The organism is Streptococcus oralis subsp. oralis (assembly GCF_002096455.1).
GTDB classification, from domain to species: Bacteria; Bacillota; Bacilli; order Lactobacillales; family Streptococcaceae; genus Streptococcus; species Streptococcus oralis_CY.
The window spans coordinates 36,838-61,438 of the sequence record NZ_NCUL01000003.1 but is presented as its reverse complement, the minus strand read 5'-3'; the positions used below and the strand labels follow the sequence as shown (position 1 = coordinate 61,438).

23 protein-coding genes are annotated in these 24,601 nt (G+C 41.6%); 22 read left to right on the top strand and 1 reads right to left on the bottom strand.

The features are described from left to right. Positions 1-68: 68 nt before the first annotated feature. The 4 genes from B7720_RS00480 (at position 69) to B7720_RS00465 (ending at position 2,535) form a co-directional block, all read left to right on the top strand. Positions 69-1,004, top strand: a complete 936-nt coding sequence (locus tag B7720_RS00480) for a manganese-dependent inorganic pyrophosphatase (protein ID WP_084855998.1) — start codon at positions 69-71, stop codon at positions 1,002-1,004. 82 nt (positions 1,005-1,086) lie between these two features. After that, positions 1,087-1,599: a YiiX/YebB-like N1pC/P60 family cysteine hydrolase gene (locus B7720_RS00475; protein WP_084855996.1), complete on the top strand. Its 513-nt coding sequence runs from the start codon at positions 1,087-1,089 to the stop codon at positions 1,597-1,599. Next, positions 1,583-2,233: a DUF1803 domain-containing protein gene (locus B7720_RS00470; RefSeq protein WP_084855993.1), complete on the top strand. Its 651-nt coding sequence runs from the start codon at positions 1,583-1,585 to the stop codon at positions 2,231-2,233. The genes B7720_RS00475 and B7720_RS00470 overlap by 17 nt, the downstream gene beginning before the upstream one ends. Before the next feature lie 101 nt (positions 2,234-2,334). After that, the gene (locus B7720_RS00465; RefSeq protein ID WP_000051178.1) at positions 2,335-2,535 is read left to right on the top strand and encodes a CsbD family protein; all 201 of its coding nucleotides are present in this window, start codon (positions 2,335-2,337) and stop codon (positions 2,533-2,535) included. 32 nt (positions 2,536-2,567) lie between these two features. On the opposite strand, the gene B7720_RS00460 is transcribed toward B7720_RS00465, so the two are convergent. Then, entirely contained in the window at positions 2,568-4,013 is a 1,446-nt protein-coding gene (locus B7720_RS00460) for a UDP-N-acetylmuramoyl-L-alanyl-D-glutamate--L-lysine ligase (RefSeq protein ID WP_084855991.1), read from the bottom strand. 105 nt (positions 4,014-4,118) lie between these two features. Between B7720_RS00460 and B7720_RS00455 the strand changes: the two genes are divergently transcribed. From B7720_RS00455 to nadE, 18 genes are all read left to right on the top strand, one after another. Then, entirely contained in the window at positions 4,119-5,741 is a 1,623-nt protein-coding gene (locus tag B7720_RS00455) for a putative polysaccharide biosynthesis protein (RefSeq protein ID WP_084855989.1), read from the top strand. 202 nt (positions 5,742-5,943) lie between these two features. Beyond that, positions 5,944-7,902 carry a peptide ABC transporter substrate-binding protein gene (locus B7720_RS00450; protein WP_084855986.1) on the top strand — a complete coding sequence of 653 codons (1,959 nt, stop codon included), beginning with the start codon at positions 5,944-5,946 and terminating at the stop codon, positions 7,900-7,902. A gap of 145 nt (positions 7,903-8,047) precedes the next feature. After that, positions 8,048-9,142 (top strand): cystathionine gamma-synthase, encoded by a 1,095-nt coding sequence (locus tag B7720_RS00445; protein ID WP_084855984.1) that lies wholly within the window; start codon positions 8,048-8,050, stop codon positions 9,140-9,142. Positions 9,143-9,149: 7 nt separating this feature from the next. After that, the gene (locus B7720_RS00440; protein ID WP_084855982.1) at positions 9,150-10,316 is read left to right on the top strand and encodes a MalY/PatB family protein; all 1,167 of its coding nucleotides are present in this window, start codon (positions 9,150-9,152) and stop codon (positions 10,314-10,316) included. A gap of 91 nt (positions 10,317-10,407) precedes the next feature. After that, on the top strand, positions 10,408-13,503 hold the full coding sequence (locus tag B7720_RS00435) for a pilus expression-regulating Snf2 family helicase (RefSeq protein ID WP_084855980.1): 3,096 nt from the start codon (positions 10,408-10,410) through the stop codon (positions 13,501-13,503). A 47-nt stretch (positions 13,504-13,550) separates the two neighbouring features. Continuing rightward, the gene (gene zapJ / locus B7720_RS00430; RefSeq protein ID WP_084855978.1) at positions 13,551-14,162 is read left to right on the top strand and encodes a divisome accessory protein ZapJ; all 612 of its coding nucleotides are present in this window, start codon (positions 13,551-13,553) and stop codon (positions 14,160-14,162) included. Positions 14,163-14,173: 11 nt separating this feature from the next. After that, a complete protein-coding gene (gene murC / locus B7720_RS00425) occupies positions 14,174-15,508 on the top strand; it encodes a UDP-N-acetylmuramate--L-alanine ligase (RefSeq protein ID WP_049484865.1) in 1,335 nt (444 codons plus the stop codon). Positions 15,509-15,517: 9 nt separating this feature from the next. Next, positions 15,518-15,985 carry a GNAT family N-acetyltransferase gene (locus B7720_RS00420; RefSeq protein WP_084855976.1) on the top strand — a complete coding sequence of 156 codons (468 nt, stop codon included), beginning with the start codon at positions 15,518-15,520 and terminating at the stop codon, positions 15,983-15,985. Beyond that, entirely contained in the window at positions 15,982-16,485 is a 504-nt protein-coding gene (locus B7720_RS00415; protein ID WP_084855974.1) for a GNAT family N-acetyltransferase, read from the top strand. The genes B7720_RS00420 and B7720_RS00415 overlap by 4 nt, the downstream gene beginning before the upstream one ends. A gap of 74 nt (positions 16,486-16,559) precedes the next feature. After that, positions 16,560-18,311 carry an endolytic transglycosylase MltG gene (mltG, locus tag B7720_RS00410; protein ID WP_000927553.1) on the top strand — a complete coding sequence of 584 codons (1,752 nt, stop codon included), beginning with the start codon at positions 16,560-16,562 and terminating at the stop codon, positions 18,309-18,311. Positions 18,312-18,373: 62 nt separating this feature from the next. Further along, positions 18,374-18,856, top strand: coding sequence for a transcription elongation factor GreA (greA, locus tag B7720_RS00405; protein ID WP_000818765.1), 483 nt, complete (start codon positions 18,374-18,376; stop codon positions 18,854-18,856). A 76-nt stretch (positions 18,857-18,932) separates the two neighbouring features. Next, entirely contained in the window at positions 18,933-20,297 is a 1,365-nt protein-coding gene (locus tag B7720_RS00400) for an amino acid permease (RefSeq protein ID WP_042902072.1), read from the top strand. A 99-nt stretch (positions 20,298-20,396) separates the two neighbouring features. Beyond that, on the top strand, positions 20,397-20,807 hold the full coding sequence (locus B7720_RS00395; protein WP_084855972.1) for a GNAT family N-acetyltransferase: 411 nt from the start codon (positions 20,397-20,399) through the stop codon (positions 20,805-20,807). A gap of 199 nt (positions 20,808-21,006) precedes the next feature. Next, positions 21,007-21,216 (top strand): helix-turn-helix transcriptional regulator, encoded by a 210-nt coding sequence (locus B7720_RS00390; RefSeq protein ID WP_162281757.1) that lies wholly within the window; start codon positions 21,007-21,009, stop codon positions 21,214-21,216. Continuing rightward, positions 21,206-21,679, top strand: a complete 474-nt coding sequence (locus B7720_RS00385) for a DUF6773 family protein (RefSeq protein WP_061420622.1) — start codon at positions 21,206-21,208, stop codon at positions 21,677-21,679. The genes B7720_RS00390 and B7720_RS00385 overlap by 11 nt, the downstream gene beginning before the upstream one ends. Continuing rightward, entirely contained in the window at positions 21,669-22,157 is a 489-nt protein-coding gene (locus tag B7720_RS00380; protein ID WP_084855968.1) for a DUF6773 family protein, read from the top strand. The genes B7720_RS00385 and B7720_RS00380 overlap by 11 nt, the downstream gene beginning before the upstream one ends. A gap of 116 nt (positions 22,158-22,273) precedes the next feature. After that, positions 22,274-23,734 (top strand): nicotinate phosphoribosyltransferase, encoded by a 1,461-nt coding sequence (locus tag B7720_RS00375; RefSeq protein WP_084855966.1) that lies wholly within the window; start codon positions 22,274-22,276, stop codon positions 23,732-23,734. Further along, complete coding sequence (nadE, locus tag B7720_RS00370) at positions 23,731-24,555, top strand: ammonia-dependent NAD(+) synthetase (RefSeq protein ID WP_084855964.1); 825 nt, start codon at positions 23,731-23,733, stop codon at positions 24,553-24,555. Before B7720_RS00375 ends, nadE begins: the two co-directional genes overlap by 4 nt. The last annotated feature ends 46 nt before the right edge of the window (positions 24,556-24,601 follow it).

Here is a 24,601-nt window from a genome sequence, read left to right as displayed (position 1 = left end):
CCTCTTACTTTTGTCAAAAGAGGAAAAAAGTGCTACAATAAGATGAATAAATTTAAAGAGGTATTATCATGTCTAAGATTCTAGTATTTGGTCACCAAAATCCAGACTCAGATGCCATCGGGTCATCTGTAGCCTTTGCTTACCTTGCAAAAGAAGCTTATGGATTGGACACAGAAGCAGTAGCACTTGGAACTCCTAATGAAGAAACAGCCTTCGTTTTGAACTATTTTGGTGTAGAAGCACCACGCGTTATCACATCTGCTAAAGCAGAAGGTGCAGAGCAAGTCATCTTGACTGACCACAATGAATTCCAACAATCAGTGTCAGATATTGCTGAAGTAGAAGTTTACGGAGTTGTGGATCACCACCGTGTGGCTAATTTTGAAACTGCCAGCCCACTTTACATGCGCTTGGAACCAGTTGGATCAGCGTCTTCTATCGTTTACCGCATGTTCAAAGAGCATGGTGTAGCTGTTCCTAAAGAAATCGCAGGTTTGATGCTTTCAGGTTTGATTTCAGATACTCTTCTTTTGAAATCACCAACAACTCACCCATCTGATAAAGTGATTGCGCCTGAATTGGCTGAATTGGCTGGTGTCAACTTAGAAGAGTACGGTCTTGCTATGCTGAAAGCTGGCACAAACTTGGCTAGTAAATCTGCTGAAGAATTGATTGATATCGATGTTAAGACTTTTGAACTCAACGGAAATAAGGTCCGTGTTGCCCAAGTAAACACAGTTGATATTGCTGAAGTCTTGGAACGTCAAGCAGAAATTGAAGCTGCAATGCAAACTGCCAATACAGCAAACGGATACTCTGACTTTGTCTTGATGATTACAGACATTGTCAACTCAAACTCAGAAATTTTGGCTCTTGGATCAAACATGGACAAGGTGGAAGCAGCCTTTAACTTCAAACTTGAAAACAACCACGCTTTCCTTCCAGGTGCCGTTTCACGTAAGAAACAAGTGGTGCCTCAGTTGACAGAAAGCTTTAATGGGTAATAGTCTGTGAGATAATTGACACGAGAAAACAGTGTTTTCCATATTAAAGGGGTTTCGGCTCCTTTTTTTCTAGGAGAGAAAGATGTTAGAAAATGGCGATTTGATTTTTGTGAAGGACCTTTCAGATATGGGGCAGGCCATCCAGGCTTCTACTGGGAACTATAGTCATGTAGCAATCTTTTTGGACGGTTTGATCTACCATGCTAGTGGGCAAGCTGGAGTCATTTGTCAAGAACCAGCTGAATTTTTTGAACCAACTCATCTCTACGATCTTTATGTCTATCCAGAGCTGGAAGCTGACTTGGTAAAGGAGAGAGCTAGCAAACATTTGGGTGCACCCTATAATGCCTCTTTTTATCCAGATGGGTCTGGCTTTTACTGCTCCCAGTACATCGCTGAAATCCTACCGATTTTTGAAACTATTCCCATGAAATTTGGTGATGGGGAGCAGGAGATTAGTGATTTTTGGAGGGAATATTACAGGAAACTCAAATTTCCTGTGCCTCTGAATCAACCAGGGACCAATCCTAGTCAACTAGCAGCCTCCCCTCTTTTAGAATGTAAAGAAAGGAATCTTCATGATTCAGATTTTTAATCCCTCCCGTTTGACTCGACAGCCATTTTTTATAGATTTGGTCGACTATCTGGACCAGCATGATGATGTGATCCTCCGAGAAATTAAGGCTCAGTTTCCAGATGTAGCAGTTGATAAATTTATGGAAGAGTTTATCAAGGCAGGCTTGATCCTAAGGGAAAACAAACGCTATTTTCTCAATCTCCCTTTTTTAGAATCTACGGATAATTTAGCCCTTGACCAAGAAATTTTTATCAGAGAGGACAGTTCAGTTTATCATGCTCTGTTAGAGAAGACTTTTGAGACAGAATTGCGCAATCAAACCAATGCAGCCATTTTAGTCGAATCTACAGATTTTGCTAGAGAAAAGATGACCTTGTCCAACTATTTCTACAAGGTCAAGAATCAATATCCTTTGATAGAAAAACAGCTGGAACTCTATGATATTTTAGGAGATGTTAACCCTGAGTATGCCCTCAAATATATGACGACTTTTTTGTTAAAATTCCTCAAAAAAGATCAATTAATACAGAAACGTCGTGATATCTTCGTTGAGAGTTTAGTCGTTCTAGGCTATATTGTGCAAAACGAAGAAGGGAAGTATGAGTTGGCTGTTGATTTCGACAAGGAACGGTTGATTTTCTATTTACTTTAATTGCTTCATTTTGAGCAGATTGTTTGACTTTACTAAAGAATAAGCATAAACTGAATGTAAGCGATAACGATTATCGTATTAAAAGCAAAGGAGAAAGAGCTATGTCACTTGAAAATAAATTGGATCAAGCAACTGGTGCTATCAAAGAAGGATTTGGTAAAGTTACTGGCGATAGCAAAACAGAAGCAGAAGGTGCTGTAGAAAAAACAGTTGCGAAAGCAAAAGAAGTTGTTGAAGATGCTAAAGGTGCTGTAGAAGGTGCCGTTGAAGGTCTTAAAAATTCATTTAAGAAAGAAGACTAAAAAAATCAAGGGAATGTTTCCCTTGATTTTTTTTATAGATAACGTTCTGCGATAGCTGCGTCTCCAGGATAGTCTTCTTTCTTTCCTTGGACGATTTGGTAACAATCAGCTCCCTTGCCTGCAATAATCACGGCATCGAGTTCTTGATTTGTGATGGCCATCGCCGCCTTGATGGCTTGTTCACGATCGGCAATCTTTTCAACAGGATGACTGATGTAGCTGCTGATTTCTTCAGCAATGGCCATTGGATCTTCATAGTTGGGGTCATCCGCAGTTAGAAAGACTTGAATTTCAGGATGTTGATCGAGAAGGAGTCCAAAGTCTTTGCGACGACTTTCACCCTTGTTTCCAGTCGAACCGAGAACCAGAGCAATCTTTCCAGTTTGATGAGTTTCAACAACAGAAATCAGTTTTTTCAGACTGTCACCATTGTGGGCGTAGTCGATGAAGACCTTGGCTCCATTTTTCTGAGTGAGAACTTCCATACGTCCAGGGACGCGGGTTGCAGCGATCCCTTTTTTGATATCTTCAAGACTGGCACCTAGACGAAGACAGGCAAGTCCTGCAGCAACGGCATTTTCTTGGTTAAAGTGGCCGATGAGTTGGATATCATAATCACCAGCGAGTTTACCTGTAGCGGAAAAGCTAAAGGCTTTGGAGTTCTCGATTTGGTTACTTGACTGGCTACCATAGAAGTCATGTTCTTGATCTTCCACTTGTTCTTTCAATACAGAAAAATGGTCCATGTCGCTATTAATGACAACTGCTCGGCTATTTTTCATCAAGAGACGTTTGTGGTAGAAGTAATCTTCAAAGCTTGGATGCTCAATCGGACCGATATGGTCAGGAGTGATGTTAAGAAAGACACCTACATCAAAGGTCAGGCCATAGACTCGATGAACAAGATAGGCTTGGCTAGAGACTTCCATTACAAGATGGGTTCTTCCATTCTTAACAGCCTGAGCCATCATGTCGAAAAGATCGATGTTTTCAGGTGTTGAGAAGGAAGATTTAAAGAAGGTCTTGCCATCTAGAGTTGTGTTCATAGTTGACAAGAGAGCTGTTGGGTAGCGTTGAGATAGGATGTGGTAAGCAAAGTAAGCAGATGTTGTCTTTCCTTTTGTCCCTGTGAAAGCGAGAATTTTTAGTTTCTCTTGCGGATTACCATAAAATTCCATAGCAATCAAACTCATGGCTTTCTTGATATCGTTCACAACGATGACGGGGATACCGACTTCGTAGTCCTTTTCTGCGACATACCAAGCTAATCCTTGCGTTATAGCGGATAGGAGGTATTCTTTTTTAAAGGCAGCACCTTTTGCAAAAAAAAGAGTGCCTTCTTTTACTTTTCGGCTGTCATAACTGATGCTGTCAAAAACAACTTCACTGTAGTTGTAGTGGTAGTGTCCTTGGTCGATAATCTCACGGAAGAGACTATCTTTCTTTAAAATATCTAATACGGTTTCAATCTTAATCATACTTTCTATTATAAACTTCACGCCCGAATTTTACAAGTAACAAGGAAAAGTTTATAATGGAAGATAAGGAACTTTTCCTAGTTATCAAAATTGAATGAGGAAGCTATGTCTAACGAAAACAATCACCAGCAAGCCCAGATGTTGCGAGGGACTGCTTGGCTAACAGCTAGTAACTTTATTAGTCGCCTCCTTGGTGCTATCTACATTATTCCCTGGTATATCTGGATGGGGACCTATGCTGCTAAGGCAAATGGACTCTTTACCATGGGCTACAATATTTACGCCTGGTTCTTGCTGATTTCGACAGCGGGTATCCCAGTTGCGGTCGCCAAACAAGTGGCTAAGTACAATACCGTGCGAGAAGAAGAGCATAGCTTTGCCTTGATTCGGAGTTTCCTAAGCTTTATGACGGGCTTAGGCTTAGTCTTTGCTTTGGTCTTGTATCTCTTTTCTCCCTGGTTAGCAGATTTGTCAGGTGTGGGGAAAGATCTGATTCCCATCATGCATAGCTTGGCTTGGGCGGTCTTGATTTTCCCATCTATGAGTGTCATTCGAGGTTTCTTCCAAGGGATGAACAACCTCAAACCCTATGCTATGAGTCAAATCGCTGAGCAGGTGATTCGTGTCATCTGGATGTTGATGGCAACCTTCTTCATTATGAAGATGGGTTCTGGTGACTACCTAGCAGCAGTTACCCAATCGACCTTTGCAGCCTTTGTGGGGATGGTAGCAAGTTTTGCAGTTTTGATCTACTTCCTTGCCCAAGAAGGTTTGCTTAAAAGAGTCTTTGAAACACGGGATAAAATCAATAGTAAGCGACTCTTAGTCGATACCATCAAGGAAGCCATTCCCTTTATCCTGACAGGATCAGCCATCCAGCTCTTCCAGATTTTAGACCAAATGACCTTTATCAATAGTATGAAGTGGTTTACCAATTACAGTAATGAAGACTTGGTTGTCATGTTTTCTTATTTCTCTGCCAATCCTAATAAAATTACTATGATTTTAATCTCTGTAGGGGTTTCGATTGGGAGTGTCGGTTTGCCGCTGTTGACGGAAAACTATGTAAAAGGCGACTTGCAGGCGGCGGCTCGCCTAGTCCAAGATAGTCTCACCATGCTCTTCTTATTCTTGCTACCAGCAACGGTTGGAGTGGTCATGGTAGGGGAGCCTCTTTATACAGTCTTCTACGGTAAGCCAGATAGTCTGGCCATGGGATTATTTGTCTTTGCAGTTTTGCAGTCTACTATCCTAGGCTTGTATATGGTCTTGTCTCCTATGCTTCAGGCCATGTTCCGAAACCGCAAGGCAGTTCTTTACTTTATCTATGGTTCCATTGCTAAGATCGTCTTGCAATTGCCAACCATTGCCATTTTCCACAGCTATGGTCCTTTGCTTTCAACGACTATCGGCTTGATTATTCCAAATGTCTTGATGTACCGAGACATCTGCCAGGTAACGGGTGCTCGTCGAAAGATTATCTTGAAGAGAACCATTTTGATTACCATCTTGACACTTGTCATGTTTATCCTAGTTGGCTTCTTGCAGTGGCTACTCGGTTTTGTCTTCCAACCAAGTGGACGTTTCTGGAGTTTCCTTTATGTGGCTCTCATCGGAGGGCTTGGAGGAGGTCTTTATGGTTTGATGAGCCTACGGACACGACTCTTGGACAAGATAATCGGCAAAGCTCAAGCAGACCGACTACGTACACGATTGAAAATATCGTAAAAAGATTTATAAATAAAAGTAACGAATTTAACCTTTCTTTAATAGAAAGGTTTTTATACTACATTTTTCTTAAAAAAAGAGAACTTTTTCTAAAATTAAGAGCAAAAAATATGCTTTTTTAAGTTTTTCTTCAGAAATCACTTGACTAAATAAAACTAAAGCTGTATAATAAGACAAAACTTTTAAACAGGAGGTTCTGGAAATGAAAAAGTCTAAGGCCAAGTATCTGACACTTGCAAGTGTCGTGTTAAGCGCAGGTATTCTACTGAGCGCATGTGGAAATTCAAGTAGCGCTACTAAAACATATAACTATGTTTATTCGAGCGATCCATCTAGTTTGAACTATCTTGCAGAAAACCGTGCAACAACCAATGACATCGTTACCAATTTGGTGGATGGGTTGATGGAAAATGACCAATACGGTAACTATGTTCCATCATTGGCAGAGGATTGGACTGTTTCTCAGGATGGTTTAACCTATACCTACAAATTGCGTAAGGATGCAAAATGGTATACTTATGAGGGTGAAGAATACGCCCCTGTAACGGCCCAAGACTTTGTGACAGGTTTGAAATATGCTGCTGATAAAAAATCCGAAGCCTTGTACCTTGTTCAAGACTCTGTAGCAGGTTTGGATGACTATATCAACGGGAAAACAACTGACTTTTCAACTGTCGGTGTTAAGGCGATTGACGACCAAACAGTTCAGTACACTTTGACACGTCCAGAATCTTATTGGAATTCTAAAACAACTTCAACCATTCTCTTCCCTGTCAATGCAGATTTCTTAAAATCAAAAGGGGATGACTTTGGTAAGGTAGACCCTTCTAGTATTTTGTACAATGGACCTTTCTTGATGAAATCGTTTGTTTCAAAATCTGTTATCGAATTCAAGAAAAATCCCAACTACTGGGATGAAAAAAATGTCTTTGTAGATGATGTGAAATTGGCCTATTATGATGGTAGTGACCAAGATGCACTAGCACGTAACTTTGTAGAAGGAGTATACAGCTACGCGCGTCTCTATCCAAATAGCTCAAGCTTTGAAGGCATTAAAGAGAAGAACAAGGATAACATCATCTATAGTATGCAAAACGCAACTTCTTATTACTTGAACTTCAACTTGGACAGAAAGTCTTATAACTTCACGTCTAAATCTTCAGATATCGAAAAGAAATCAACCCAAGAAGCAGTTCTGAATAAAAACTTCCGTCAAGCCTTCAACTATGCTTATAACCGTACAGCCTATGGAGCACAATCTCAAGGGGAGGACGGAGCAACGAAGATTATTCGTAACTTGGTTGTACCTCCAACATTTGTAAGTATCAACGGAAAAGACTTTGGCGATGTTGTTTCAGAAAAGATGGTCAACTATGGCCAAGAATGGCAAGGAATCAATTTTGCAGATGCACAAGACCCATACTACAATCCTGATAAAGCTAAGGCTAAATTTGCAGAAGCCAAGAAAGAATTGGAAGCTAAGGGTGTGCAATTTCCAATCCACTTGGATGTAACAGTTGACCAATCAGCTAAAAAAGGTGTACTTGAAGCAAGTTCTTTGAAACAATCCATCGAATCTGTTCTAGGAGCTGAGAATGTGGTTATCGATATCCAACAGCTATCAACAGATGACTTTGACAACTCTAGCTACCTAGCTCAAACTGCAGCTCAAAAAGACTTTGATATCTATAATGGCGGTTGGAGTGCGGACTACTTGGATCCATCAAGCTATCTAGATATCCTAAATGTAAATAACGGTGGTATGTTGCAAAACCTTGGTCTAGAACCGGGTGAGGTTAATGACAAGGCTAAGGCAGTTGGTCTGGATACTTACACTCAAATGTTAGAAGAAGCGAACAAGGAGCAAGAACCAGCAAAACGTTATGAAAAATATGCTGAAATTCAAGCTTGGCTCGTTGATAGCGCCCTTGCTATTCCAAACGTTTCTCAGGGTGGAACACCGACCTTGAGAAAGACAGTTCCATTCTCATCGCCATTCTCACAAGCTGGAAATAAGGGTGTAGAGTCATACAAGTATCTCAAGTTGCAAGATAAGACGGTGACAACTGCTGAGTATGAAAAAGCTAAAGAAAAATGGCAGAAAGAAAAAGAAGAATCAAATAAAAAAGCCCAAGAAGAACTGGCAAAACACGTTAAATAACCAGTCTATTCAACAGGAAAAACGATAGTTCCTTTAGAAACTATCGTTTTTATATAGTTTGAAACTATAACTAGCTCTTGAAAACAAGAAAATGAGTTAGTGAAAATAAGTGGTACAATAGTTACTATAGATTTGGAGGTATTGTATGAGCAAAGAACTACACATCAACACAATTTTGGCCCAGGCGGGAATCAAGTCAGATAAGGCAACAGGTGCCTTGGTGACTCCACTTCATTTTTCAACAACTTATCAGCATCCAGAGTTTGGCCAGTCTACTGGATTTGACTATACCCGTACTAAAAATCCAACTCGCAGTAAGGCGGAGGAGGTTTTGGCTGCAATCGAATCAGCAGACTATGCCCTAGCGACAAGCTCAGGTATGGCTGCGATTGTACTAGCTTTTAGTGTTTTTTCAGTAGGAAGTAAAGTCTTGGCTGTGCGTGATCTGTATGGGGGTTCTTTCCGTTGGTTTAACCAAGTGGAGCAGGAAGGTCGTTTCCATTTTACCTATGCCAATACAGAAGAAGAGCTGATTGCTGAGTTAGAGAAAGATGTGGATGTTCTCTATATTGAAACACCAACCAATCCCTTGATGTTGGAATTTGATATTGCCAAACTAGCCAAACTAGCTCATGCCAAGGGTGCCAAGGTAGTGGTGGACAATACCTTCTACAGTCCGATTTACCAACGTCCGATTGAAGATGGTGCGGATATCGTTCTTCATTCTGCCACCAAGTATCTAGCAGGGCACAATGATGTCTTAGCTGGGGTAGTTGTGACTAATAGTTTAGAACTATATGAGCAACTTTTCTACAATTTGAATACGACAGGTGCGGTCTTGTCACCATTTGATAGTTATCAGTTGATTCGTGGTCTTAAAACTCTACCTCTTCGTATGGAGCGTTCTACAGCCAATGCCCAAGAAGTGGTTGCCTTTTTGAAGGATTCACCTGCAGTTAAGGAAGTGCTCTATACTGGACGTGGGGGTATGATTTCCTTTAAAGTAGTGGATGAAAAACGTATTCCTCATATTTTAAATAGCCTCAAGGTCTTCTCATTTGCAGAAAGTTTGGGTGGCGTAGAAAGTCTGATCACCTATCCGACAACTCAGACTCATGCGGATATTCCGGCAGAAGTGCGTCATTCCTATGGATTAACAGATGACCTCTTGCGTTTATCCATTGGGATTGAGGATGCTAGAGATTTGATTGCGGACTTGCGCCAAGCTTTGGAAGGATAAGATAGATATGGGAAAATATGATTTTACAAGCCTGCCCAATCGTTTTGGGCACCATACCTATAAATGGAAAGAAGCAGAAGCTGACCGAGAAGTTCTACCAGCCTGGATAGCAGATATGGACTTTGTGGTTTTGCCTGAGGTTCGACAAGCTGTACAAGCCTACGCAGATCAGTTGGTCTATGGCTATACTTATGCTAGTGATGATTTGATTGAGTCGGTTCAGGACTGGGAAGCCAGTCAACATGGCTATCACTTTGACAAGGATGCCCTCGTCTTTATAGAGGGAGTGGTACCAGCTATTTCAACAGCTATTCAAGCCTTTACAAAAGAAGGAGAGGCTGTTCTGATTAACACACCGGTCTATCCACCTTTTGCCCGCAGTGTCAAACTCAACAATCGCAGATTGATTACCAATTCTTTGGTGGAAAAGGACGGGCTGTTTGAGATTGACTTTGACCAGCTGGAGAAGGAATTGGTGGGAGAGGATGTCAAACTCTATATCCTTTGCAATCCTCACAATCCTGGTGGACGTGTTTGGGAAAAGGAAGTGTTAGAAAAGATTGGTCATCTCTGCCAAAAACACGGTGTTTTGCTTGTTTCAGATGAGATTCACCAAGATTTGGCCCTCTTTGGTCACAAACACCAGTCTTTTAATACCATTGATCCCTCCTTTAAAAACTTTGCCCTTATCTTGAGCAGTGCCACTAAGACCTTTAATATTGCTGGGACCAAGAATTCCTATGCAGTTATTGAAAATCCAAAGCTTCGTGTGGCTTTCCAAAAACGCCAGTTGGCCAATAACCAGCATGAAATCTCAGGCTTGGGTTATTTGGCGACAGAAGCTGCCTACCGTTATGGTAAGGATTGGTTAGGAGAGTTAAAAGAAGTCATCGAGGACCACATTAACTATGTAGTGGATATTTTGGGCAACGAAACCAAGATTAAGGTCATGAAACCGCAAGGTACCTACTTGATCTGGCTTGATTTTTCAGCCTATGACCTAACGGATGACCGCTTGCAAGAGCTTTTGAAGAATGAAGCTAAGGTTATCTTGAACCGAGGTTTGGACTTTGGGGAGGAGGGAACTCTTCATGCCCGCCTCAATGTAGCTATGCCGAAGTCCGTACTGGAAGAGGTTTGCCAACGTATCGTGACCACTTTTTCTACACTTTAAAATCAAGCCTTCTAGGAGAAAAGTCTTCCTAGAAGGCTATTTTCGTAGGGGAAAATATGATATAATGAAAAGATAAGATAAAGGGGTAACTATGGCTAAATTGATTCCGGGGAAGTTGCGCATGGAGGGTGTTACACTCTATGAAACAGGCAACATTGAGATTATCAAGGAAAAAGGGAATCGCCTCTATACTCGTGTGGCGGGAGAAGACTTGCGCTACAGTTTAGAGGATGATCTAGTTTTTTGTGCTTGCGATTTTTTCCAAAAAAGAGGTTACTGTGTTCACCTCGCAGCGCTCGAGCATTATCTGAAGAATGATGAAGAAGGTCAGGTGATTTTACAAGCCTTAGAAAAAGGACATGAAGAGCAAGAAGAGGTCGAAACCAAGGTTAGTTTTGGCGGTAGTTTTTTGGAGCGTATCCAACCTCAGAAGAGAGAGCAAATCTACACTTTGTCGGCTCAAGGTCAGGTAGAAGCTGGAACCAATCGCCTCCTTTGGACTCTCCGAATCGGTTTAGTTGATAGTCAAAAATATTATGTCATTCGTGACATCCCTCTCTTTTTGAAGGTTTTGGTCCATCGAAAGCCATATATGATTGGGAAGCACTATGAAAATGACTTGTCTTGGGATGCTTTTGATACAGCTAGTCAAGAAGTTCTTACTTTTTTATGTGGCTTGATTGAGGAGGGACTGAGTCAAGACCTCTTTTTCCCCAATCAAGGTCGTCACCTCTTTTTCCCTCTGACCTTTTTTGAGCAGGGAGTGGAGTTGCTGATGAACTTGGAAGATTTTCATTTTGAACACCAGATTACTAGTTATGAAAATCTTCTCTTTCATGATTTAGATCCAGAAGCAAACCTTTTCTCTTTTTCCGTGCAGGAGTTTCCCGATTATTTTGATATGGAGATTTCTGAAAGTGAGCGAGTTAACGTATTCTATGGAGGGGCAGTTCTCTTTCGTAAGGGGAATCTTTATCTCTTAAATCCTAAACAAATCAGCCTCCTAAAGGAAATCAAGGAGCTTCCTCAGGAGGAAAGAGGGAGAAAATGCCTCCAGTTTGACAATAGTGATCGTGACCGCCTAGCCGCCTGTCTGCCTTTGTTTGGACAGCTAGGAACAGTTTCTGCTCCTGAGCGCTTACAAATCAGACCCTTTTCACCAATCTTTTACTTTGATAGGGAGGATGACGGCCGCATCCGTTTGGATATCCAGTTTGACTATGGAGATGTTAAGGTAACTAGTCGTCAACAGCTGGAACAATTACCTTTTTCAAGCGATGCCGTCTTGGAAAACCAGCTATTTCAAGTCTGTTTAGGGGCTGGTTTTGAGGCTGATTTTCAGTCTTGGAGACAGGCTTTGAAGCCAGAGGCAGTTTATTCTTTCTTTCACCATACGATTCCAGCTTTTGAGAAGTTGGGTCAGGTCTTCTTATCTGATGAGATGAATCAGCTCTACAGCGTCCAAGCTCCTCAGGTTCAGATTGAGTCCAAGGGAGGACTGTTGGAGATTCAGTTTGATTTCCAAGGGATTGCCCAAGAAGAGATTGATCAAGCTCTTAAAGCCCTGACCAGCAATCAGGATTTCTATATCAGTTCTTCTGATCAAGTGTACTTTTTTGATGAGGAAACTAAGCAGATTCGTCAAAATTTGCAGGAACTGGGGGTTGAGCTAAAAGATGGTTCTTTTCAAGCGCGAAAATCTCTGGCTTATAGCCTTTCTCAGCTTTTTGAAGGTCGAGACAGGATCTCCTTCTCGGAAGAATTTCAGCATTTAGCTCATGATTTGACCCATCCAGAGGACTTTCCTTTGGGAGATATACGGGTGCAGGCGAGTTTGAGAGACTATCAGGAAAAGGGTGTCCGTTGGCTCCAGATGCTTCATCACTATGGCTTTGGTGGCATCCTAGCCGATGATATGGGACTGGGAAAAACACTGCAAACTATTGCTTTTTTGACCAGTCAGGTGACAGAAGATAGTCGGGTCTTGATTTTGGCTCCGTCAGGTTTAATCTACAATTGGGCAGATGAATTCAGGAAATTTGCCCCACAGTTGGATTTGGCTGTCGTTCATGGTTTGAAAGCGAATCGAGAAGCGATTCTTTCTGAAAATCACCAAATCTATGTGACTAGCTATGCAACCTTTCGTCAAGACAGCGAGCTTTATCAAGAGATGGCTTTTGATTTTCTCTTCTTAGATGAGGCCCAGGTCATGAAAAATGCCCAGACTAAGATTGCTCAGAGTTTGCGCCAGTTTGTGGTGCCAGCAGTCTTTGCTTTGTCGGGTACGCCCATCGAAAATCATTTAGGAGAGTTGTGGTCTATCTTCCAAATTGTGCTACCGGGGCTCTTACCAAGTAAAAAGGAGTTTATGAAATTACCGGCTGACCGAGTCGCGCAGTTTATCAAGCCTTTCGTCATGAGGCGTAAGAAAGAAGAAGTTCTTACAGAACTGCCTGATCTGATCGAAGTCGTCTATAAAAATGAACTGGAAGACCAACAGAAGGCCATCTATCTCGCCCAGTTGCAACAGATGCGAGACCGCCTAGCGCAAGTGACAGATCAAGAATTCCAAAGAAGTCGGGTAGAAATCTTATCTGGTCTCATGCGATTGCGCCAGATCTGCGATACGCCTGCCCTCTTCATGGACGATTACCAGGGAGCCAGTGGTAAACTCGATAGTCTCCGAGATTTATTGCTACAAGTGGCTGATGGTGGGCATCGGGTCTTGATTTTCTCCCAGTTCAAAGGAATGTTGGAAAAAATCGAGAAAGAACTCCCAGACTTGGGCTTGACCTCCTTCAAAATCACAGGTTCAACTCCTGCTCATGACAGACAGGAGATGACTAAGGCCTTTAACCAAGGGGAAAGAGATGCCTTTCTCATCTCCCTTAAGGCGGGTGGTGTTGGTCTCAATCTAACGGGAGCTGATACGGTCATTTTAGTTGACCTTTGGTGGAATCCCGCTGTCGAAGCCCAGGCTATCGGACGAGCCCACCGCATGGGGCAGGAGCAGATGGTCGAGGTCTATCGTTTGATTACCAAAGGAACCATTGAAGAAAAAATCCAAGAACTTCAAGAACAAAAGAAACATTTGGTTTCCCAAGTTTTAGATGGTACGGAGTCGCGTGCGAGTCTCAGTCTGGCAGAAATTCGTGAAATTTTGGGAATTTCTGAAGCCAGCACTTGAAAAATCAAGACAATACGCTATAATGAAGTGTTGAAAGGAAATACAAAATGAAACAAGATCGATTTCCATTGGTGTCAGATGATGAGATCATGCTGACCAAAATGCCAGTCATGGACTTGTACGATGAGTCAGACTTTATTAGCAATATCAAAGGCGATTACCGCGATAAGAACTATTTGGAATGGTCTCCTATCAATGAGGAAGAAACTGTAGTTTCTCCAGTGATTAACAAGGAGTCAAAGCCAAGACCAGAACCTAAAAAAGTTGAAAAAACGTATGCTGAATTGGCTCGAGAAGAGGCGCGTGCGGATTTGAAGAAGAAACGTTCAGCCAAGTATTTGACTCAGGATGTTAGTCATACCAGACGACACAATGGTTCAACACTTGTTCGTCAAGGAAACCAACCAACAGCACCATTTCAAAAGGAAAATCCTGGTGAGTTTGCCAAATTTAGTAAAAACTTGAGCCAGTCTCACTATATCTTAGCTGAGGAGGTTGGCCAAGTGGTGAATCCAACTCCAAAAACCCAAACGGAAAAAGCTAAAAAGAACAACTATGATTTTCTAAAGAAGAGTCAGATCTATAATAAAAAGAATAAGCAAACGGAACAGGAACGTCAGGTTGCCCAAGAGTTGAATCTGACAAGAATTACTGAGTAGGGGAGAAAAGCATGTCAAAAACATATCATTTTATTGGAATCAAGGGATCAGGGATGAGTGCCCTAGCCTTGATGTTGCACCAAATGGGACACAAGGTTCAAGGTTCAGACGTTGAAAAATACTACTTTACTCAACGTGGTCTAGAGCAGGCAGGGATTGCCATTCTTCCTTTTGATGAAAAGAACCTACAAGGTGATGTGGAGATTATCGCTGGGAATGCCTTCCGTCCAGATAACAACGTTGAAATAGCCTATGCAGATCAAAATGGCATTAGCTACAAACGTTATCATGAATTCCTCGGTAGCTTTATGCGTGACTTTGTCAGCATGGGAGTGGCAGGAGCTCATGGAAAAACTTCAACAACAGGTATGCTGTCACACGTCTTGTCTCACATCACAGACACCAGCTTCTTGATTGGAGACGGGACAGGTCGTGGTTCAGCTAATGCCAAATATTTCGTCTTTGAATCAGACGAATACGAGCGTCACTTCATGCCTTATCACCCAGAATACTCTATCATCACCAACATTGACTTTGACCATCCAGACTACTTTACCAGTCTAGAGGATGTTTTCAATGCCTTTAACGACTATGCCAAACAAATTACCAAAGGTTTGTTTGTATACGGTGAAGATCCTGAGTTGCGTAAGATCACAGCCAATGCGCCAATCTATTACTATGGGTTTGAAGCTGAGGATAATGACTTTGTAGCTAGTGATCTCCTTCGTTCTACGACTGGATCAACCTTCACCGTTCACTTCCGTGGACAAGAATTGGGTCAATTCCACATTCCAACCTTTGGTCGACACAATATCATGAATGCGACAGCTGTTATTGGTCTTCTTTACACAGCAGGTTTTGATTTGAACTTGGTCCGTGAACACTTGAAAACTTTTGCTGGTGTTAAGCGTCGTTTCACTGAGAAAATCGTTAATGACACGGTAATCATCGATGACTTTGCCCACCATCCAACAGAAATCATTGCGACCTTGGATGCAGCTCGTCAAAAATACCCAAGCAAGGAAATCGTGGCAGTCTTCCAACCGCATACCTTTACAAGAACCATTGCCTTGTTGGACGAATTTGCCCATGCATTGAATCAAGCAGACGCCGTCTACCTAGCGCAAATCTATGGATCAGCTCGTGAAGTGGACCATGGTGATGTCAAAGTAGAAGACTTAGCCAATAAAATCAACAAGAAACACCAGGTTATCACTGTTGAAAATGTCTCTCCACTCCTAGACCATGACAATGCTGTTTACGTCTTTATGGGTGCAGGAGACATCCAAACCTATGAATATTCATTTGAACGTCTCTTGTCTAACTTGACAAGCAACGTCCAATAAGGAAAACAGATGGAAATTCCAATCACTATAAGGCAAGCTACCTTATCAGATTTAGAAGAAATGTTGGCGATTGAAGAAGCCAATCCTTCATCAGAAGAGACACTTAGCCACCAATCCTTAGAAGAGAGTATCCGCAAGTCTGCGGGTACCTTTCTTGTAGCTGGGGATGAAAATCAGCTCTTAGGCTATGTTTTGGGAGAAGCTCAGTCTATTCATCCCAAATGGATAGAAATAAAATCCTTGACCATTCATCCTGACCATCGGGGACAGGGGCTGGGAACTCTTCTTCTTGCGGCCTTGAAACAGGTGACAGTCGAACTAGATTATCAAGGTATTCTTTTGCAGAGTCCTGATGAACTACTATCATATTTTGAAATGAATGGCTTTGTTGAAGAAGAAGTGACCGAGAGTCATTATGGCAGTGGTTCTGAATGGTATCTGATTTGGGCAAATCCTTTTTATCAGGAGGAAATATGAAAATCAGACAAGCAAGATTTTCGGATTTAGATCGGATTATAGAGATAGAGCTAGAGAATTTTTCCCTTGAGGAAGCCATTCCTCGTTCGGTCTTTGAGGCCCATTTGCGGGAAATTCAGACCAGTTTTCTCGTAGCTGAAAAGGAGGGGCGTATTCTTGGTTATATCGAAGGTCCAGTCGTCCCACACCGCCATCTCCAAGATCAGTCCTTTACAGAAGAAATAAAAGACTATAGCCATCAACCTGGAGGTTATATTTCTGTGACTTGCCTATCTATTGCCAAGGAAGCACAAGCTTTGGGGGTAGGGAAAAGACTATTAAAGGCTCTGAAAGAAGTCGCTTTAGAACATGAGCGAGAGGGCATTAACTTGACGTGTCATGATTACCTTATCTCCTATTACGAAAAGCACGGCTTTGTTAATGAAGGAATATCCCAGTCAAACTTTGCTGGGGAAACATGGTATGATATGGTCTGGCAGCCGAAAAATAAAGAAAACTAGCTAGGGAATGCCCTAGTTGGTTGCTTTTCTGCGACTTTTAAGATATAATATTAGGGATTGTCAACAAGGAGGTAATGCTTTTGACTGAAAAATCAAGAGAAGAAGAAAAATTAAGCTTTAAAGAGCAGATTCTACGTGATTTAGAAAGAGTAAAAGAACAAGATAAAAGAGAGAAAGAAGTAGAGATTCCAAATCTGACGGCTTCATCATCTCCAGCTAGTTCAGCAACTCCTTCAGATCTTGAACCAGAAACGTCAACAGAAGAGTTGATGGCTGATTCCCTATCTGTTGTCGATAAAATCCTAAAAAATGCACCAAGTGTTCCTCCACTTTCAAGTGCTAGAACTGATGAAACGGATGACCAAGAAGAGAAAGAGATTAGACAGCCAATCATTGACAAGATTGAAGTTGTAGAATCTGAAGAACCTCTAGTAGAGCCGATTCATCTGGCTGAAGAACCTGTAGTGGAACCTGTTCAACCTAAGGTAGAACCAGTTGAGCTTAAACCCGAAGAAAAAGAATTTAACGATACTCCGACTAAGGTTGCCGTAACCTATAAAACAGAAGACAAGAAAGAGGAAATCACCCCAGGAATGCCTGAAAGAGTTGAGCCTGTTTCTACAGAATCTAGCAGTGGATTAGCTGATGCTCCACGTCGTAGTCGTCGTCAAGGTGCAACACCAACTAAGAAAAAGAAAAAATCAAAAGCTAAAGGTTGCCTAGTAACAGTTCTAGTTCTCCTAGTACTCGTTGCAGTTGGTGGTTACTTTGGTTATGGTTACGTTCAAGATTCCTTGAAACCTGTGGATGCGAGCTCTAAAGACTACGTAACGGTTCAAATCCCAGACGGTGCAAATGTTCAAGAAATTGGAAGCACCTTGGAAAAATCTGGTTTGGTTAAACATGGCCTTATCTTTAGTCTTTATGCTAAATATTATAGCCATGCTAACTTGAAGTCAGGTTATTACAACTTGAAGAAGAGTATGAGTACGGATGAGTTGATTCAAGAATTGGAAAAAGGTGGGACTCCTGAAGCTCAGGCACCTGTTCTTGCAAACTTGACAATTCCAGAAGGCTATACATTAGAGCAAATCGCTCAAACAGTAGGACAACTTCAAGGTGAATTTAAAGAACCTCTTACTGCGGATGCTTTCTTGGCAAAAGCTCAAGATGAGACCTTTATCTCACAATTAGTAGCCAAGTATCCAAACCTACTTGGAAGTCTTCCAACAAAAGACAGTGGCGTTCGTTATCGTCTTGAAGGCTACCTTTTCCCAGCTACCTATACGATCAAAGACGGTACAACTGTTGAAAGTTTGATTGATGAGATGGTGGCTGCTATGGATAAGGCTATGTCACCATATTACGCTACGATCAAAGAAAAGAATCTGACAGTTAATGAATTGCTCAGCATTGCTTCTCTTGTCGAAAAAGAAGGTGCTAAGACCGAAGACCGCAAGAAGATCGCAGGTGTCTTCTATAACCGCTTGAATGTTGGTATGCCACTTCAAAGTAATATCGCTATCCTATATGCTCAAGGAAAACTTGGTCAAAAGATTAGTTTAGCAGATGACGCTGGAATTGATACAACGATTGATTCACCATACAATGTTTACACACACCTTGGCCTCATGCCTGGACCGGTTGATAGCCCAAGTTCGGATGCGATTGAAGCAAGTGTAAACCAGACAAAGAGTGAGTACTTGTACTTTGTAGCAAATGTTGAAGATGGTAAAGTATACTTTGCAACAACAAAAGAAGAACATGACCAAAACGTTGCAGAGCATATCAATAGCAAGTTACCTCAAGCAAGTAGTTCAAACTAAAATTATGTGGTTTTCCACATAATTTTGTTTTAAAAAAGTAAATAGAAAAGAAAGTTTAAAAAATGGCAGAAAAAACTTACCCAATGACCCTTGAAGAAAAGGAAAAACTAGAAAAAGAATTAGAGGAGTTGAAACTCGTCCGTCGTCCCGAAGTCGTAGAGCGTATCAAGATTGCTCGTTCCTATGGAGACCTTTCAGAAAATAGTGAGTATGAAGCAGCGAAAGATGAACAAGCTTTTGTTGAAGGACAAATTTCAAGTCTAGAAACAAAAATTCGCTATGCTGAAATTGTTAATAGCGATGCAGTTGCCCAAGATGAGGTAGCAATCGGTAAAACAGTAACAATCCAAGAAGTCGGTGAAGACGAAGAAGAGGTCTACATCATCGTCGGTTCTGCAGGTGCAGATGCTTTTGCTGGTAAAGTCTCAAATGAAAGTCCGATTGGCCGTGCTTTGATTGGCAAGAAGACTGGCGATACTGCAACGATTGAAACACCAGTTGGAAGCTATGATGTCAAAATCTTAAAGGTTGAGAAAACAGCTTAAATAGGATGAAAAAGGAGTAGTGAAGGTTTTGCCTTGCTCAACTCCTTTTTGGTTTTTTGGATAAATAGGAGACTATATGAGTGAAAATAAGAAGAAAAACAAAATGGAGCGTGGTTTAACCAATCGCCATGTTCAGGTGATGGCCATTGCGGGAACAATCGGAACAGGACTTTTCTTAGGTGCTGGTCGCTCTATCAGCCTTACAGGACCTTCTATCATTCTGATTTACATGATTACAGGAGCCTTTATGTTTTTGATGATGAGGGCTGTTGGGGAGATGCTGTATCAGGATCCAGAACAGCATACCTTTATCAACTTTATCACCCGTCATTTGGGGAAAGGTTGGGGATATTTCTCAGTTTGGTCTTATTGGTTATCAGTTGTCTTTATCGGTATGGCAGAAATCACTGCCATCTCAGACTATGTCCGCTTCTGGTTTCCCACATGGCCTAGTTGGCTGATTCAGCTTGTCTTTTTAACGATTTTGGCTTTGGTCAATCTGATTGCGGTTAAGCTCTTTGGAGAAGTCGAGTTTTGGTTTGCTATGGTCAAGATTGTGGCGATTTTAGCCATGATTGCAACAGGAGTCTTTATGGTTTTGACGGGCTTTAAGACACCGCATGGTGTTGCAAGTTTGGCAAATATCAGCGACCAGTTCTCTCTTTTTCCAAACGGAGTTATGAACTTTGTCATGGCCTTTCAAATGGTATTTTTTGCCTATCTGATGATTGAGTTTATCGGGGTGACAACTTCTGAAACAAAGAACCCTCGTCAGGTCTTGCCCAAAGCTGTTAAGGAAATTCCTCTCAGAATTATCTTCTTCTACGGGGGAGCTCTCATTGCGATTATGGCCATTATTCCTTGGTCTTATCTTAATTCTTCAGATTCTCCATTTGTAACGGTTTTTGAATTGGCAGGGATCAAGTGGGCAGCGGCTCTAATCAACTTTGTTGTCTTGACCTCAGCAGCGTCTGCTCTTAACTCAACTCTCTACTCAACAGGGAGACACTTATACCAGATTGCCCATGATTCGCCCAATCGTTTCTTAAAGGCTATCAAGGTCGATACCCTTTCTCGCCACAATGTTCCACAAAATGCCATCATTGCCTCAGCGATCTTGATTGCTCTGGCTGCCTTTATCAATGTGTTGCCAGGTGTTTCAGATGCCTTTGCTTTAATAACAGCATCCTCATCAGGTGTTTACATCGCGATTTATATCTTGATTATGGTGGCTCATCTCAAATACCGCAAGTCACAAGACTTCATGGCTGATGGCTACCTCATGCCTCAGTATCGCTTGCTTAATCCCCTAACCATTCTCTTTTTTGTCTTTGTTTTTGTGACTCTCTTTTTGCAAGAGTCCACTTTCATGGGGGCAGTTGGTTCTGCTATCTGGATCCTTGTTTTTGGGATTTATAGTCAGTGGAAATTTAGAAAATAAATCATGAACTCATCAACTCTGTTTGGTGAGTTTTTCTAGTTTGACAGTCTATTGAAATAGGATTATAATCAAGCTGTAGCAGTTTATTAGGAGGTTTGAATGCACGTTAGATTGGAAAATAAGGAATCGCTTAAAGCGCAAGAAATAGGGGATTTGATTCGTGCTTATAATCGTTCCAAAAGAGAAGAGGCTGAGAGCGAGCCACTGAATCTTTATCTCGAAGACGAAAAGGGCAATCTCATGGCGGGCTTAGTAGCAGAGACTTTCGGAAATTGGCTGGAAATCGAATATTTGTTTGTGAAAGAGGAGCTACGAGGACAAGGAATTGGTTCGAAACTACTGCAGCAAGCAGAAAATGAAGCCAAGAATCGAAACTGTCGTTTTGCTTTTGTCAATACTTACCAGTTTCAAGCGCCAGATTTTTATCTAAGTCATGGCTACAAGGAAGTTTTTACCTTGCAAGACTATCCCTACACAGGACAAAGATACTATTACCAAAAGGATTTGTGACCTAGACTTCTATCCTTTGAAGAGGAGCTTAGCTAAGTATCAAATAAGAACGAATACTCTTTATCATGTAAGATGATAGAGAGTGTTTTTGTTAATAAAATATTACAAAATGACATTTATATATTGCATTAAGTTAGATATATGGTATAATATATTTAAAAAGAAGCGCAACTTTTTAAAAATGTGAAGGAGGATGCTAGTGGCTAAAAACTTAAAATTAAAATTAGCTCGGGTGGAGCGTGATTTAACACAAGGGGATTTGGCAGATGCTGTTGGTGTAACTAGGCAGACTATAGGCTTGATAGAAGCAGGGAAATACAATCCTAGTCTCTCCCTTTGCCAGTCCATTTGCAGATGCTTAGGAAAAACATTAGATCAATTATTTTGGGAGGAAGAAGATGAAAAATAGAAAGAAACTTGTGATCAAAGATGAACGTACGGAAAAATTGGACGGAAACATTTCAGGAGAAATTCTCTTGGGAATGTGCCTATTTTTGGCACTGGAAATTTTTGCCAAAGTTTATATTTTCAATTTAACACTTCTGTCCTATTTACCAGAATTACTTTTATTGATTGGAGTCGGTTTGTATGCCATTATTCGCCGCATGTATGTTGGAATTGACATTCGAGATATTGTTGAGAATACTGGAAAAGAAAGAATTTTATCTGCTTTGGGATTTTCTATAGTGATTTTATTGATTGATATCGTAGGCAATCGCGAGGAACTGGTCAATCTATTGACTTGGAAGTACTCCCTAAAAGTGGTTCTAGCAGTTATCATCTATCTCGTTGGGAGTTTTTCTATGGATAGAGTTATCCTATACTTGAATCGCAGAAATCAGCAAGTTTGGGAGGAAGAAGATGAAAAATAAATTTTTTTATTATCAATTACTAGACGAAAGAGAAGAACAACTGTTTAACAAAGCTGGAACAGAGTCTTTTTATATGTTTATCGGGCTCATTCTGCTAAGTTATTTGGTGGCTGTATTAGCACCTGCTGTGTTTAATCCTAATATTCTTCTGGTTACCCTTCTTTTAGGAATTTTCTTCTTTTTCAATCGTGCACGACAACTTGGAGTGACCTACTATAGTCGTTTTCATTTTACGATTATAGGGTGTTTGCTGGTAACTCTCGCTATTACGACTCTCTTGATGTTGGAGAATTATCAATTCAATATCGAAATTTATCAGCACAATCCTTTGAACGTTAAATACTTGTCTGCTTGGGTCGTTACTTATCTGATTTACCTTCCTTGGGTTTTTATCGGCAATCTTGGCCTTAAAAGTTATGGCGAATGGGCTCAAAAAAAGTTTGAGCAAGATATGGATGAACTTGAGAATGGAGAATAGCTTGTTAGCTTTTTATCAATCTCAGTAAAATGTGTTATAATAGTACTAATTTATCGGATGGTGTGAAAGTGGCAGAATACGTTCATACCTTTGTAAAGTAGGAAGAAGGAAAACAGATGTATCCAGATGATAGTTTGACATTGCACACGGACTTGTACCAGATTAACATGATGCAAGTTTACTTTGACCAAGGAATTCACAATAAGAAGGCGGTTTTTGAGGTTTACTTCCGCCAGCAACCGTTTAATAACGGCTATGCGGTTTTTGCTGGTTTGGAAAGAATTGTACATTATCTTAAAGACTTGCGCTTTTCAGATAGCGATATTGCCTACTTGGAGTCGCTTGGCTATCATGGGGCATTCTTAGACTACCTCCGCAATCTCAAGTTGGAGTTGACGGTTCGTTCTGCCCAGGAAGGGGACTTGGTCTTTGCCAATGAACCGATTGTGCAGGTGGAAGGTCCTCTTGCCCAATGCCAGTTGGTCGAAACGGCTCTCTTAAACATCGTTAACTTTCAAACCTTGATAGCGACAAAGGCAGCACGTATTCGTTCGGTTATCGAAGATGAACCCTTGATGGAATTCGGGACACGTCGTGCGCAAGAAATGGATGCAGCTATCTGGGGAACACGCGCAGCCGTGATTGGTGGGGCCAACGGGACTAGCAATGTGCGAGCAGGGAAGCTCTTTGGTATTCCAGTATTGGGGACTCATGCTCATGCCTTGGTACAGGTTTATGGAAACGACTATAAGGCCTTTAAGGCCTATGCGTCAACCCATCGAGACTGTGTCTTTCTAGTAGATACTTATGACACTTTGCGTATCGGTGTGCCGGCTGCTATTCAGGTGGCGCGTGAGTTAGGTGATAAGATCAATTTTAAAGGCGTTCGTATCGACTCAGGGGATATAGCCTATATTTCCAAGAAAGTTCGCCAACAGTTAGATGAGGCTGGATATCCAGATGCCAAAATTTACGCTTCCAATGACCTCGATGAAAATACCATCCTTAACCTCAAAATGCAACACGCCAAGATTGATGTCTGGGGGGTGGGTACCAAGCTGATTACGGCCTATGACCAGCCAGCTCTTGGGGCAGTTTATAAGATTGTAGCTATCGAAGATGAAACTGGTAAGATGAGCAATACCATCAAGCTTTCAAGCAATGCTGAAAAAGTATCGACACCAGGTAAGAAACAAGTATGGCGCATTACCAGTCGTGAAAAAGGCAAGTCAGAAGGTGACTACATTACTTATGATGGTGTGGATGTGAGCGGCATGACAGAAATCAAGATGTTCCATCCAACTTATACCTACATCAAAAAGACCGTTCGAAATTTTGATGCCGTTCCTCTCTTGGTGGATATTTTCAAAGAAGGAACATTAGTTTACAACTTGCCTAGTTTAACTGAGATTCAAGCCTATGCTCGTAAGGAATTTGACAAGCTATGGGATGAGTATAAACGGGTTCTCAATCCGCAACACTATCCAGTGGACTTGGCGCGTGATATTTGGCAAGATAAGATGGACTTGATTGATAAGATGCGCAAGGAAGCCCTTGGTGAAGGAGAAGAAGAATGAGTTTGCAAGAGACCATTATCCAGCAACTGGGTGTCAAGCCAGTGATTGACGCCCAGGAAGAAATTCGTCGTTCGATTGACTTCTTAAAAAGATACTTGAAAAAACATCCCTTCCTTAAAACCTTTGTACTAGGGATTTCTGGGGGTCAGGATTCAACCTTGGCAGGGCGTTTGGCGCAATTAGCTATGGAAGAAATGCGAGCAGAGACAGGAGATGACAGCTACCAATTTATCGCTGTCCGCCTGCCATACGGCGTGCAAGCAGATGAGGCAGATGCTCAAAAAGCTCTTGCTTTCATCCAGCCAGATGTCAGCTTGGTTGTGAATATCAAGGAATCAGCTGATGCTATGACAGATGCAGTTGAAGCGACAGGAAGTCCTGTTTCAGACTTTAACAAGGGCAATATTAAAGCTCGTAGTCGTATGATTGCCCAATATGCCCTTGCGGGTGCCCATAGCGGAGCCGTCATTGGAACAGACCATGCTGCGGAAAATATCACAGGTTTCTTTACTAAGTTTGGTGATGGTGGTGCAGACATTCTCCCTCTTTACCGCCTCAATAAACGCCAAGGAAAACAACTCTTGAAGGAACTTGGTGCAGACCCAGCCCTTTATGAAAAAATCCCAACAGCGGATTTGGAAGAAGACAAACCAGGTATTGCAGACGAAGTAGCCTTGGGAGTCACTTACAATGAAATTGATGACTACCTCGAAGGCAAAATAATCAGCCCAGAAGCCCAAGCGACTATCGAAAACTGGTGGTACAAAGGTCAACACAAACGCCACCTACCAATTACCGTCTTTGATGACTTTTGGGAGTGAGACAGAAATCGGTAACTCGAAGAGTTCGATTTCGTTGTCTCACCCC